The following is a 12,760-nucleotide window of genomic DNA, read 5'->3' on the forward strand; positions in this document are numbered from 1 at the left end:
CCGTGCGTGACCTCGGCGGGCTCTGGTCGGACCTGACCGACCTGGTGCTGCCCGCGGGGTGCGCCGGGTGCGGTGCGGGGTCGGTACGGCTGCGGCACGGCTTCTGCTCGGGCTGCGTACGGGAGCTGGAGTCGCTGCGTCCCGCCCCGGCACGGCCCGATCCGGCCCCGCCCGGCCTGCCGCCCTGCGTCGCGCTCGGCCCGTACGGCGGCGCGTTGCGCGAAGGGCTGCTGGCGTACAAGGAACGGGGCCGGCACGGGCTGGCCCGGCCGCTGGGCGCGCTGCTGGCCGAGGTGGTCGCGGCGGCCGTGGGACCACCGGGGCCGGTGACGCTGGTGGCGGTGCCCGACACCGCACGCGCCGCCCGGGCCCGCTACGGCGACCACCTGGACCGGCTGGTCCGCCCGGCCGCGGCCCGCCTGCGCGCGGCCGGCTGGCCGGTACGCGTGCTGCGCCCGCTGCGGGCGCTGCCCCGGACCGACTCGGTGGCGCTGGACAGCGCCGGACGGGCCGCCGCCGCCGAGGCGGCGTTCCGGTTGCGCCGGCCGCCGGGCGGACACCGGCCGGGGGAGACCGTCGTGCTGCTCGACGACATCGTCACCACCGGTGCCACGCTGGCGGCGGTGAGCCGGATGTTGCATGGCGCGGGAATGACGCCAAAGGCCGCGGCCGTGCTCGCCGCAACGCAAAAGCGGCACCGTCGGTGACGCTTCGTGTATCCGTTTCACCCCTTGGTGTATGAGCTGTTAAATTTCGCGACCGCCTTCGGCAACCAGGGGTGACGGGTGGCCGTACAGGAGTTAGCGTTTCGGTGTCGGGGGTAGTGAGGGTCAAACCTTCCCCGGCATTGGAAGGAGGCGTAGCCGAACAACACCGGTCGACGCCGAGCGGGGCCCTCCCGGGCGCGTCGACCGGATGATCCGGACCGAACGACCGTCCGAACAAGGGAGGTCACGTGGACATCGTGGTCAAGGGCCGTAACGTCGAAGTGCCGGACCATTACCGGGTGCACGTAGCCGAGAAGCTCGCGAAGATCGAACGCTACGACCAGAAGCTCATTCGCGTGGACGTCGAGTTGTTCCACGAGCGCAATCCACGCCAGGCGGACACCTGCCAGCGGGTGGAGATCACGTGCGTGACGCGCGGCCCGGTGATCCGGGCCGAGGCCTGCACGAACGACTTCTACAGCGCGCTCGACGCCGCCATCGCCAAGCTGGACACGCGATTCCGCCGCGCGGCGGACCGTCGCCGGGTACACCGCGGGCGGCACGCGCCGATCTCCGTGGCCGCCGCGACCGCCGGTCTGCCCGTGGCCGACCTCGACGGTCCCGGCCTGGCGGCGCTCGACGGCCACGGCACCGCCACCGCGGTCGCCGAACGCCCCGACGAGAGCGGCTACACCGAACCCGACGACCAGCCGTGGCACATCGCCCGGGCGAAGGTCCACCCCGCCGAACCGATGACCGTCGACGACGCGCTGTTCCAGATGGAACTGGTCGGCCACGACTTCTACCTGTTCCAGGACAAGGAGTCCGGCCGCCCGAGCGTGGTCTACCGGCGGCACGCGTACGACTACGGGATCATCCAGCTCGACTCGTGACCCCTTGACCGGTCAGGACGGGCCCCGCGCGGGGCCCGTCCTCAGTTCTCGTCGGCGGCGAGCCGGCCGTAGACCACCGAGTCGACACGGACGCCGTCCGGGCCGGGCAGCCGGCCGCGCAACAGCCCCTCCCGCCGGAAGCCGGCCCGTTCCAGCACCCGCTGTGAGGCGACGTTGTCCGGCCGGGTGCCGGCCCACAGCCGGGCCACCCCGATGCCGAACGCCCACCCGGCGACCAGCCGGACCGTGCGCGCCGCCAAGCCGCGCCCGCGCGCCTCGGGCAGCAGGCTGTAGCCGATCATGGCCTGCCCGGTGGCCGGCTCGTCGTAGAACAGCGCGCAACCACCGACGACGGTGCCGGTGGTCGCGTCGAGGATCGCCAGGTCGGCGGCCTCGCCCGCGAGCCAGCGGCTCGCCGCCAGCCGGCAGCGGCGCGCGAGCGCCGCCGGCTCCGGCGCCACCGGCGGCACCCGGTTCGCCACCACCTCCGGCAGCGAGTGCAGCCGGTACAGCGCGTCCGTGTCCGCCGGCTCCACCGGGCGCAGCGTCACCACGCCGTCGGTGAGCCGGCCGTCCGGCAGGTCCGGCAGCAGGCGGGGGACCGGCCCGGGCGGGTCGTCGGCCAGCCGCACCCAGGCGATCAGATCCTGACGTACGCCGTCGCCGTCCGCGCCCGCCGCCCGGCGTACGCCCTCGTGCCGGTAACCGCAGGCCAGGGCGATGCGCTGGCTCGCCACGTTGTCCGTCCGGGTGAGCAGCTCCAGCCGGGCCGCGCCGGCGGCGAACGCCCGCTCGGTCAGCAGCCGGGTGGCGGCGGTCGCCACGCCCCGGCCGCGCGCCGCCGCTCCCACCCAGTAACCGATCTCGTACGTCGCCCGCTCCGCGCTGAGCCGGGTCAGCCCGATGCTGCCGAGCAGCCGGTCGGTGGCCGGGTCGGCGATCGTGTACGCGGCCCCGCCCGCCGCCCACGCCCCGGGCGCGCCCTCGTCGATCCACCAGAGGGCGGCGTCGGCGTCGTACGGGTCGGGCAGCAGGGGCATGAACCGGCGGATCTCCGGGTCGGCGCACCCGGCCACCATGTCCGGCACGTCCGCGAGGTGGCACGGCCGCAGCCGTACGCCGTACCCCTCGATCGTCTCGGGGGTCACGCCAGGTCGCCCGGCAGCAGGCCGCCGATCCAGACGTCCTGCCGCTCGCCGCGGTGCTGGACGCCGCCGCGCAGCGTGCCCTCGACGGTGAAGCCGGCCTTCTCGGCGGCCCGCCGCGAGGCGGTGTTGCCCACGTTCGCCCGCCACTCGATCCGGGCCAGGCCGAGCGTGGTGAAGCCCCAGGCGCACACCGCGGCGAGCGCGGCCGGCAGGTATCCCCGGCCGCGGGCGTGCGGCGCGGTCATGTAGCCCACGTCGGCCACCAGCGGGTCGTTCGGCAGCAGGCGCAGGTCGATCGAGGCGACGTACTCGTCGTCCGGGTCGGCCACGGCGAACGTCACCGCGGTGCCCCGCGCCCAGGCCGGGCGCACCAGGTCGCGCAGGAAGCCCTCGGCGTGCTCCGGCCGGTACGGGTGCGGCACCGTGGTCCAGCGGATCGTCTGCTCGTCCTGGCAGGTGCGGGTCACCGCGGCCAGGTCGCGTTCCTCCAGCGCGCGCAGCCGCAGCTCGGTGTCCCCGGCGGTGGCGAACAGGACCGGCTGCGGCCGGCCGAAGACCGCCGCGCGGCGGGCCTGGAGCGTGTCCGGGCCGTAGGGGACCGGATCGCCGGCGGCGGCGACCTCGCCGGGGAGCAGCGAGCCGATCCAGCCCTCGGTCCGGCCGCCGGGGCTGGGGTCGGCCAGTCGCAGCTCACCCTCGATCCGGAAGCCGGCGCGCAGCGCGATCAGCCGGGAGGCGTGGTTGCCGATCTCGGCCTGCCAGGTGAGCCGGCGCAGCTTGAGCGCGTCGAACGCCCAGCGGGCGAGCGCGCGGGTGGCGCGGACCGCGACGCCCCGGCCCCGGGCCCACGGCGCGGTCCAGTAGCCCACCTCGGCCGAGTCCCGCGCGCGGTCGACGGAGACCAGGCCGAACGAGGCGAGCAGCTCACCGGTGCCGGCGTCGCAGACCGCGAAGAGCGCACCGGTGCCCTCGGCCCAGGCGGTGGCGCTGATCGTGGTGACGTACTCCGTCGCGTGCTCCGGCAGGTACGGGCGAGGTACGGTGGTCCAGCGCTGGATGTCCGGATCCTGGCAGGCGCGGTACACCGCGTCGGCGTCCTCAGCGCGCCACGGGCGCAGCAGCAGGCCGTCCTCGATGATCTCCACAGGCTCCATCCGAGCCATCGTGCCGGATCGTTCGCGCACGGCGTAACCCGATTAGCGGCCGGTGACGCACGGTCGCGGCGTTATGTCGGGTTCCGGAGCCCGACCGCCGCCACCAGTGACCATCGTCGCGTCGGAGCGCCTACGATGGTTCGAGACCGTCTAGGGGAGCGTTGATCCGTGTCGATTCTGGAAAAGTTCCTTCGCGCCGGCGAGGGCCGCATGGTGCGTCGGCTGAAGGCCATCGCTGCCGCCGTCAACTCGATCGAGGACGACTACGTCAACCTCAGCGACGACGAGCTGAGCGGCATGACCGAGCAGTTCAAGGAGCGGCTCGAGGATGGCGAGACCCTCGACGACCTGCTGCCCGAGGCGTTCGCGGTGTGCCGCGAGGCCGCCTCGCGGGTGCTCGGCCAGCGCCCCTACGACGTCCAGGTGATGGGTGGCGCGGCGCTGCACTTCGGCAACATCGCGGAGATGAAGACCGGTGAGGGCAAGACGCTCACCTCGGTCATGCCGGTCTACCTGAACGCGCTCGCCGGCAAGGGCGTGCACGTGATCACGGTGAACGACTACCTGGCCGAGCGCGACGCCGCCTGGATGGGCCGCGTCCACGAGTTCCTCGGCCTGCGCGTCGGCGTGGTGCTGCCCAACCGGCCCGCCAGCGAGCACCGCGCGGCCTACGAGTGCGACATCACCTACGGCACGAACAACGAGTTCGGCTTCGACTACCTGCGCGACAACATGGCCTGGTCGAAAGACGAGCTGGTCCAGCGCGGCCACTTCTTCGCCGTGGTCGACGAGGTCGACTCGATCCTGATCGACGAGGCGCGTACCCCGCTGATCATCTCCGGTCCGGCCGAGCACTCCGCCCGGTGGTACCAGGAGTTCGCCACGGTGGTGGCCCGGCTCCAGCCCGGCACCGACGGCGAGGGCGACTACGAGGTCGACTACGCCAAGCGCACCATCGCGATCACCGAGCGCGGCGTCGCCAAGGTGGAGGACCGCCTGGGCATCGACAACCTCTACGAGTCGGTGAACACCCCGCTGGTCGGCTACCTGAACAACGCGATCAAGGCCAAGGAGCTGTACAAGCGCGACAAGGACTACATCGTCAACGACGGTGAGGTCCTGATCGTCGACGAGTTCACCGGCCGCATCCTGCACGGCCGCCGCTACAACGAGGGCATGCACCAGGCGATCGAGGCCAAGGAGGGGGTGGAGATCAAGCAGGAGAACCAGACCCTGGCCACGATCACGCTCCAGAACTACTTCCGCCTCTACGAGAAGCTCTCCGGCATGACCGGTACCGCCCAGACCGAGGCGGGCGAGTTCAACAAGGTCTACAAGGTCGGCGTCGTGACCATCCCGACGCACCGGCCGATGGTCCGGCTCGACCGGCCCGACGTCATCTACAAGACCGAGAAGGCCAAGTTCAACGCCGTCGTCGAGGACATCGCCGAGCGGCACGAGCAGGGCCAGCCGGTGCTGGTCGGCACCGTCTCGGTGGAGAACTCCGAGATCCTGTCGCACATGCTGCGCCGCCGCGGCATCCCGCACTCGGTGCTGAACGCGAAGTTCCACGCCAAGGAGGCGGAGATCGTCGCGCAGGCCGGGCGCAAGGGCGCGGTCACCGTCGCGACCAACATGGCCGGCCGCGGTACGGACATCCTGCTCGGCGGCAACCCCGAGTTCCTCGCCGCGAACGAGCTGCGCCAGCGCGGGCTCGACCCGGTCGAGCAGCCGGAGGAGTACGCCAAGGCGATGGAGGAGATCCTCCCGACCTGGAAGCAGGCGTGCGACGTCGAGGCGGAGGAGGTCGCCGCCGCCGGTGGGCTCTACGTGCTGGGCACCGAGCGGCACGAGTCCCGCCGGATCGACAACCAGCTGCGCGGTCGTGCCGGCCGGCAGGGTGACCCGGGCGAGTCGCGCTTCTACCTGTCGCTGCAGGACGAGCTGATGAAGCGCTTCCGGGCCGGCGCGGTCGAGGCCGTGATGGACCGCTTCAACATCCCGGAGGACGTGCCCATCGAGTCGAAGATGGTCACCCGCCAGATCAGGAGCGCCCAGGCCCAGATCGAGGGCCAGAACGCCGAGATCCGCAAGAACGTCCTCAAGTACGACGAGGTGCTGAACAAGCAGCGCCAGGTGATCTACGCCGAGCGCCTCCGGGTGCTCAACGGCGAGGACCTGTCCGACCAGGTCCGCAACATGATCGACGACGTGGTGACCGCGTACGTGGTCGGCGCGACGAGCGACGGCTACGCCGAGGACTGGGACCTCGACCAGCTCTGGTCGAGCCTCAAGCAGCTCTACCCGGTGGGGATCACCGTCGAGGAGCTGGAGGAGGAGGTCGGTTCCCGTTCGGGCATCGACCAGGACTTCCTGCTCGCCCGCCTCAAGGAGGACGCGCACGCCGCGTACGACAGGCGTGAGGAGAGCCTCGGCGAGGAGGCGGTCCGCCAGCTCGAGCGCATGGTCCTGCTCCAGGTGATCGACCGTAAGTGGCGCGAGCACCTCTACGAGATGGACTACCTCCAGGAGGGCATCAGCCTGCGGGCGTACGCCCAGCGCGACCCGGTCATCGAGTACCAGCGCGAGGGCTTCGACATGTTCGCCTCCATGATGGACGGCATCAAGGAGGAGACTGTCGGCTTCCTCTACAACCTGGACGTCCAGGTCGAGGAGGCGGAGCCGGAGGCCGAGGAGGTGCAGCTGCTGGACAAGCCGGTGGAGATCCGGGCCAAGGGTCTCAACCGCGCGCCGCAGCAGCAGGGCCTGCAATACTCGGCGCCCGCCGTGGACGGCGAGGCCGGCCGAGGTGCCCCGGTGATCGAGCGGCCCGAGCAGCAGGCACCGGCGCTCGGCATCGGCCAGCAGTCCTCGGAGCGCCCGGCCGCCACCACGCCGCGCCGTGCTCCGGCCGGGGCGAGCGGCCAGGCTGTGGCCGCCAGCACCGCCCGGCGGGCCGCGCCCGGCCAGGTCGACGGCGGTGAGGGCCCGTCCCGTAACGCGCCCTGCCCGTGTGGCTCCGGCCGCAAGTACAAGCGCTGCCACGGCTCGCCCAACGGCGGCAACTGACCCCGAACGCCCACGACGGGCCCCGGCCACCAAGGCCTGGGCCCGTCGCAGTCCTCCCGTCCTCACTCGCGCCCTCCCTCGGCCGATCTTGCAGTTGCGGCCCCTGTTGTGACCGATTCATGCCGGCATCGGGGGTCCGAAAGTGCAAGATCGCGGGGGTTGGTGGGGTGGCGTGGGCGGAGATCCTCGTTCGGCTGGTTGCTGCGGCGAGCCTCCCGCTGAGCGAGATTGGCATTCCGCTTGGTGGAAGCGGTGGAGATCTTGGTAGGAAAGGGCCCCTATGAGGGCCGTTTGGTACCAAGATCGCGCCGGGCGCCGGGCGCCGGGCGTCCGCACACCGATCGGCGCGTCGGGCCAGGTCGGGGAGGCGATGGCCGGGCTCAAAGGACGTCCAGGACCTGGCACAGCCAGGTGCCCCGGCGGCGTTCCAGGCGTATCGCCACCGCCCAGCTCGCGCCGCCGGCGCCAGCGAACACGGCGGTGGCCTCGACCGCACCCGCGCGCGGCTCGCACACGCGCAGGCGCCGCAGCAGCAGCGCCGGCCGGGCGGTACGGCGGCGGACCGGTGGCACCCGGCGGGCCGCGCGGGTCAGCTCGGCGGCCACCGGGCCGGCCGACTCGGGCAGGCAGAGCGGCCGGAGCTGACCGGGCGGCCGGAAGCCGTTGACGATCTCCAGGAAGGTGCGCACGAACCGGTGCGCCGCCCGCGCTCCCTCGGGTGTGGCGGAGGCGAGGGCTGACGCCTGCGCCCCGGACCAGCGGGGCCAGGCGGGTGCCGGGTCCGGTGGGCGGCCGGCGGGGCGTGTGGCGGCACGGCGGCGCGGGTCGGCCAGGTCGAGCGTGAGCTGACCGACGGGACTCCAGAGCGGCTCCTCGTCGGTGCACGGCGGGTCGAGCGGCGGGGCGGGCCGGAGACGGACCGGCGGGCGGGGTGCGCGTGGACGGCGGGTGTCGACCATCTCGAATCCTTGCGTTTGCCTTCGTTTGCCTCCGACAGGCTCTCATCTTTCCGGACTCGGACGACCGCCGTCAATGGCAGGCGGTACCCGGGCGGTCACTCCTCGTCGCGCTCGCCGAGCGGGTTGCCGCGTACCCACTCGGCCGTCTCGGCGTACTTGCGCTCGATGTATTCCTCCAGCCGGGCGCGCTCGACCCGCCACTGACCCCGGCCACCGATCTTGATCGCGGGCAGTTCGCCGCTGCGGACCATGTGGTAGACCTGCGAGTCCGACACGTTCAGCTCGGCGGCGACGTCGGACAGCAGCAGGAACCTCGACTCCACGGTGTGACTCCCGGGGTTGGTTGCGTTTGCTTCAGTTTGCCATCACCAGGTGACATCGCCACGCGCCCGTTCGGGAGACACACCGGCGGGAGACTTCACCCGCGCGGGTGCCGGGTGTATGACGGTCTCGGCGTACGGCATGATCGGCGCCCGGAGTCGGCGTCCGCCGGCGATCGGCCTGAGTGTGGGAGTGACCGGTGACCGACGAGCTTGTCCGGGTGTACCTGCCGGCGACCGTTCCCATGCTCGCCCGTCTGCGCGAGGAGGGGCTGAGCGCCGAGGCGGCGCACGCCGTGACCCCGGAGTTGCGTGAGTGGTACGCCGAGGGTGACGAGGAGGAACTGGAGTACGTGGCCTTCACCCGGGCCGCCCAGGACGCGTTGCTCCTGCTCCGGCACGACCCCGCCGCGCCCCGGCGACGGGTGGTCGTCTCGGCCGACCTGCCGGCCCGTGCTGTCGACCGGGTCGGCGGCGAGCTGGGGTCGAGCGTGGTCCGACCTGCCGGGCCGGTGCCGGTGAAGTCGGTCGCCGCGCTGCACGTGGACGGCGCGGACGCGGTCGAGGACGTGGCCGCCGCCGTCGACGTGGTGGTGGAGGCCCAGGCCGGCGACCCGGATGCCCAGTTCATCGTCGACGGCGCCGAGGACCACGAACTGGAGTGGTACGACGTGACCGAGCTGGACCTGCTCCTGCGCGAGGCGGGCTGACGGCGCGCGGTTCAGGCCGCCGGCTCGTCCTCGTCTTCTACCGGGCGCGGCCCGAGCGTGCGCCCGAAGACGATGAGCGTGGTCAGCGCACCCACGAAGAGCACCCAGATCCCGTTGTCCACCCGTGAGGTGCCCAGCGCGGTCTGCGCCACCTCGTCGGCCTCGCTGAGCGCGGCGGCCAGGTCGAGCAGCCCGCGGCCGCCGATCCGGATGATCACCTCGGTGAGCAGCAGGAGCAGGCCCGCGCCCGCCCCGGCGACCAGGTAGGCCGGCCAGCGCAGCGGCAACGCGGCGCCGTCGCGGCGCTCCGCCCGGCGCCGGGACCAGGTGAGATAGAGGTACGCGGCCAGGCCGGCGAGCAGCCCGGCGAGCAACGATTCGGTACGCGAGACCCACTTCGCGGCGTCGAGCACCGACTGCTGGGTCTCCCCGGCGCCGAACAGGTCGGAGAGCGGATCGCGGACGCGGCTGAACAGCACCACGAAGATCTGCGCGGTGAGCGTGGCGAGCGTGATCGCCCCCACCACCCGGGCCTGGCGCGCGCCGGCCATCGCCCCGCCGATGATCGCTGCCGCCGCCGCGGTACCGGCGATGGTGTTCGTGGTGGCGTTGTCCGCGTACGTCAGGTTGATCGCCACCGCGGTGACGAGCCCGACCAGGAGGCCGGTGCCGACGGCGGCCAGGAAGCGCAGCGTGGCGCGACCCAGCCGGTTCGTCGCGAGCAGGGCCACCGTGGCGCCGGTGACCAGCGCCGCGGTGATGACGCCGGGCAGCGCGTACGCGGAGAGGCTGATCGCGGTGACGCCTGCCGCCGTGGAGTGGATCGCCTCGCGGGTGGACCAGAGCATGGCGGCCAGCCACCCGGCCGAGAGCAGGGCGAGCACGATCGCGCCCGGCGCGAACTCCGGCCGCCCGCCGGTGACAGTGCCCTCGTCCGCGTGCCCGGCTGCTTCCTCGCCGGAGGACGTCTCGACGGCGGTCCCGTCGCCCGTGGGCTCGACGGCCTCGGGCTGATCCGTCTCCGCGGCCGTGGAGCTGCCGGGCTGGTTGCTCATCGTCTTCCCTTCGACGGTCGCCGGATCTCCCCGCGCCGGGCCGGGCAGGTCACCGGTCATCCAGCGTACGCGGCGTGCCACCGCTCCCCGGGCGGGCCGTGTGCCGTTCGCGCCTTGATCGACTGCAGGACGCCGATGTGGTGGCGTCCCGAAGGCTCGGATGCCGCCGTCGCCCCGAGGTGGAGTGGATCAACCGGTCCGCGCGGGTGCCGACGAATCGTCGATGAACGGGGTTGTGATCCGATGTTTCGTCGGATGTGGGTGGGTTGAGCCGACGGTCCCGAGATGATCCGGCTGTCCGGTGTACCGGGGAGGCGCGGCCCGCGGGGGCGTCTCGTGACAGAATCGGGCCAGGTCCCGCCGCCGCTGACCCCGCGGTGTCCGGCGTCCGGCCGCCGGCCGGCGCCCGCGGGTCCGGTTTCGCCGTCGCCGTCGAGATCGCCAGGAGCCTGTGATGGACGCCGTGTTCTCCGTACCCGAGCCGATCAACGAGCCGGTACACACCTACGAGCCCGGCAGCGCCGACCGGGAACGGCTCCAGCGGCGGCTGGCCAAACTGGCCGCCGAGCGGATCGAGCTGCCGATGACGATCGCCGGCGAGCGCCGGATGGCCGGCGGCGCCTCGATCGACGTGGTGCAGCCGCACAAGCACGCGCACGTCCTCGGCGTCACCGGGCACGCCACCCACGACGACGCCCGCGCCGCGGTCCAGGCCGCCAAGGACGCCGCTCCGATGTGGCGTGCGCTGCCGTTCGAGGAGCGGGCCGCGATCTTCCTGCGCGCCGCCGACCTGCTCGCCGGCCCCTGGCGGGACACGCTCAACGCGGCCACCATGCTCGGCCAGTCCAAGACCGCCGTCCAGGCCGAGATCGACTCGGCGTGCGAGCTGATCGACTTCCTCCGGTTCAACGTGCACTTCGCCCGGCGGCTCCTGGCCGAGCAGCCGTTGTCCTCGCCCGGGGTCTGGAACCGCCTCGACCACCGGCCGCTGGAGGGGTTCGTCTACGCGATCACCCCGTTCAACTTCACCGCGATCGCCGGCAACCTGCCGTCCGCGCCGGCCATGCTCGGCAACACGGTGGTCTGGAAGCCGTCCCCGACCCAGCAGTTCGCGGCGCACTTCACCATGCGCCTGTTCGAGGCCGCCGGCCTGCCGCCCGGTGTGATCAACATGGTCACCGGGCGCGGCGAGGAGGTCTCCGAGGTGGCGCTTGCCGACCCGGACCTCGCCGGCATCCACTTCACCGGCTCGACCAAGGTGTTCCAGCACCTGTGGAAGACCGTCGGCGACAACATCGCCCGCTACCGGGGCTACCCCCGGCTGGTCGGCGAGACCGGCGGCAAGGACTTCGTGGTCGCGCACTCCAGCGCCGACGTGGACGCGCTGCACACCGCGCTGATCCGGGGCGCCTACGAGTACCAGGGCCAGAAGTGCTCGGCCGCCTCGCGGGCGTACGTCCCGCGGTCGATCTGGGAGGGCGGCCTGCGCGACCGGCTCGCCGCCACCGCCGACTCGCTGACCTACGGCGACGTGACCGACTTCAGCAACTTCGGCGGCGCGGTGATCGACGACAAGGCGTTCGGCCGGCACACCGCCGCGCTGGAGCTGATCAAGGGCGACGACTCCTGCCGCATCCTGGCCGGCGGCACCGCCGACGACTCGGTCGGCTACTTCGTCCGGCCGACGCTGTTCGAGTGCTCCGACGCCGCGCACGAGACGTTCACCACCGAGTACTTCGGGCCGATCCTCGGCGTGCACGTCTTCGACGACGCCCGTTTCGACGAGGTGGTCACCCAGGCCGAGTCGATCGCGCCGTACGCGCTGACCGGGTCGATCTTCGCGACCGACCGCCGGGTGGTCGACCAGGTGGCGGAGAAGATGCGGTACGCCGCCGGCAACTTCTACATCAACGACAAGCCGACCGGCGCGGTGGTCGGGCAGCAGCCGTTCGGCGGCGCCCGGGCCAGCGGCACCAACGACAAGGCGGGCTCCTGGCACAACCTGGTCCGCTGGATGTCGCCGCGGACGATCAAGGAGACGTTCGTGCCGCCGACCGATCACGCCTACCCGCACATGGGCTGAGACGCTCGCAAGAGGGCCCGTCCCGGCCGGGGCGGGCCCTCTTCCTCATCCGACAGTGCACATCGGACCCGTCATCGGGTGCCGAAATGAGCAAATCCTGGACGCCAGAGCCGACAAAGTGGCAGCTTAGAGGGCATGGCGGAATCCGGAGTCAACCCGACGGCAGCAGCTCTGCTCGGCCTGCTGCACGACGGCCCGATGACTGGCGGCCAGTTGATGGCCGCCGCTGAGCGCCGGCTGGCGCCGTACTGGTCGATGACCCGCAGTCAGGTCTACCGGGAGCTGCCGGTCCTGGCCGAGAAGGGTCTGGTGCGTCTCGGCAAGCCCGGGCCGCGGATGAGTCAGCCGTACGCGCTGACGGCGGCCGGGAAACGGACATTCTCCCGCTGGCTGGCGGAGAATCCCGGCAAGGACACCATCCGTAACCCGATAGCGCTACGGATCGCGTTCGGTGACCTGCACTCGTCGAGCCAGCTCAAGAACCTGTACGCGACGGCGAACGAGTACCACACCGAGGCGCTGGCGGCGGTGCGGGAGCAGGTCAAGAACGCCAAGAAGGAAGGCGACAGCTACGACGCCAGCGCGCTGGAGTTCGCCGTCGCCTACCACAAGGCGGCGCTGTCCTGGCTGAAGACCGCGCCCGTCGGCTGACCACCCGCGTC

At 72.3% G+C, this 12,760-nt stretch carries 11 protein-coding genes; 6 read left to right on the forward strand and 5 right to left on the reverse strand.

All coding sequences use genetic code 11. The features are described 5' to 3' along the window. Positions 1-2 precede the first annotated feature (2 nt). Both CLT75_RS29865 and hpf read left to right on the forward strand, forming a co-directional pair. Positions 3-707 (forward strand): phosphoribosyltransferase family protein, encoded by a 705-nt coding sequence (locus CLT75_RS29865; RefSeq protein WP_135243457.1) that lies wholly within the window; start codon positions 3-5, stop codon positions 705-707. Positions 708-955: 248 nt separating this feature from the next. Next, positions 956-1,600: a ribosome hibernation-promoting factor, HPF/YfiA family gene (gene hpf / locus CLT75_RS29870; protein WP_135243458.1), complete on the forward strand. Its 645-nt coding sequence runs from the start codon at positions 956-958 to the stop codon at positions 1,598-1,600. Positions 1,601-1,641: 41 nt separating this feature from the next. Here the strand turns inward: hpf and CLT75_RS29875 are convergent, their stop codons facing one another. Together CLT75_RS29875 and CLT75_RS29880 are read right to left on the reverse strand one after the other, a co-directional pair. Further along, on the reverse strand, positions 1,642-2,748 hold the full coding sequence (locus CLT75_RS29875; protein ID WP_135243459.1) for a GNAT family N-acetyltransferase: 1,107 nt from the start codon (positions 2,746-2,748) through the stop codon (positions 1,642-1,644). Further along, positions 2,745-3,902 carry a GNAT family N-acetyltransferase gene (locus tag CLT75_RS29880; RefSeq protein WP_135243460.1) on the reverse strand — a complete coding sequence of 386 codons (1,158 nt, stop codon included), beginning with the start codon at positions 3,900-3,902 and terminating at the stop codon, positions 2,745-2,747. The genes CLT75_RS29875 and CLT75_RS29880 overlap by 4 nt, the downstream gene beginning before the upstream one ends. 168 nt (positions 3,903-4,070) lie before the next feature. On the opposite strand from CLT75_RS29880, the gene secA reads away from it, so the two are divergent. Further along, entirely contained in the window at positions 4,071-6,971 is a 2,901-nt protein-coding gene (gene secA / locus CLT75_RS29885; protein WP_135243461.1) for a preprotein translocase subunit SecA, read from the forward strand. A gap of 380 nt (positions 6,972-7,351) precedes the next feature. Here secA and CLT75_RS29890 read toward each other — a convergent pair whose 3' ends face one another. Together CLT75_RS29890 and CLT75_RS29895 are read right to left on the reverse strand one after the other, a co-directional pair. After that, the gene (locus CLT75_RS29890; RefSeq protein WP_135243462.1) at positions 7,352-7,930 is read right to left on the reverse strand and encodes an Rv3235 family protein; all 579 of its coding nucleotides are present in this window, start codon (positions 7,928-7,930) and stop codon (positions 7,352-7,354) included. A 95-nt stretch (positions 7,931-8,025) separates the two neighbouring features. Beyond that, entirely contained in the window at positions 8,026-8,253 is a 228-nt protein-coding gene (locus CLT75_RS29895; RefSeq protein ID WP_013474124.1) for a helix-turn-helix domain-containing protein, read from the reverse strand. A gap of 197 nt (positions 8,254-8,450) precedes the next feature. On the opposite strand from CLT75_RS29895, the gene CLT75_RS29900 reads away from it, so the two are divergent. Next, positions 8,451-8,960 (forward strand): DUF6912 family protein, encoded by a 510-nt coding sequence (locus CLT75_RS29900; protein ID WP_135243463.1) that lies wholly within the window; start codon positions 8,451-8,453, stop codon positions 8,958-8,960. An 11-nt stretch (positions 8,961-8,971) separates the two neighbouring features. Here the strand turns inward: CLT75_RS29900 and CLT75_RS29905 are convergent, their stop codons facing one another. Then, positions 8,972-10,015 (reverse strand): hypothetical protein, encoded by a 1,044-nt coding sequence (locus tag CLT75_RS29905; protein ID WP_135244183.1) that lies wholly within the window; start codon positions 10,013-10,015, stop codon positions 8,972-8,974. A gap of 454 nt (positions 10,016-10,469) precedes the next feature. Between CLT75_RS29905 and pruA the strand changes: the two genes are divergently transcribed. Then, complete coding sequence (gene pruA / locus CLT75_RS29910) at positions 10,470-12,098, forward strand: L-glutamate gamma-semialdehyde dehydrogenase (protein WP_135243464.1); 1,629 nt, start codon at positions 10,470-10,472, stop codon at positions 12,096-12,098. A 135-nt stretch (positions 12,099-12,233) separates the two neighbouring features. Beyond that, positions 12,234-12,749: a PadR family transcriptional regulator gene (locus tag CLT75_RS29915; protein WP_013284223.1), complete on the forward strand. Its 516-nt coding sequence runs from the start codon at positions 12,234-12,236 to the stop codon at positions 12,747-12,749. The last annotated feature ends 11 nt before the right edge of the window (positions 12,750-12,760 follow it).

Source organism: Micromonospora sp. CNZ285, from assembly GCF_004637285.1.

Bases quoted from the DNA above. Each gene is read 5' to 3' on its own strand.
- CLT75_RS29880 (WP_135243460.1), bottom strand. From the start codon at position 3,902: ATGGAGCCTGTGGAGATCATCGAGGACGGCCTGCTGCTGCGCCCGTGG.
- CLT75_RS29890 (WP_135243462.1), bottom strand. From the start codon at position 7,930: ATGGTCGACACCCGCCGTCCACGCGCACCCCGCCCGCCGGTCCGTCTC.
- CLT75_RS29905 (WP_135244183.1), bottom strand. From the start codon at position 10,015: ATGAGCAACCAGCCCGGCAGCTCCACGGCCGCGGAGACGGATCAGCCC.
- pruA (WP_135243464.1), top strand. From the start codon at position 10,470: ATGGACGCCGTGTTCTCCGTACCCGAGCCGATCAACGAGCCGGTACAC.
- CLT75_RS29915 (WP_013284223.1), top strand. From the start codon at position 12,234: ATGGCGGAATCCGGAGTCAACCCGACGGCAGCAGCTCTGCTCGGCCTG.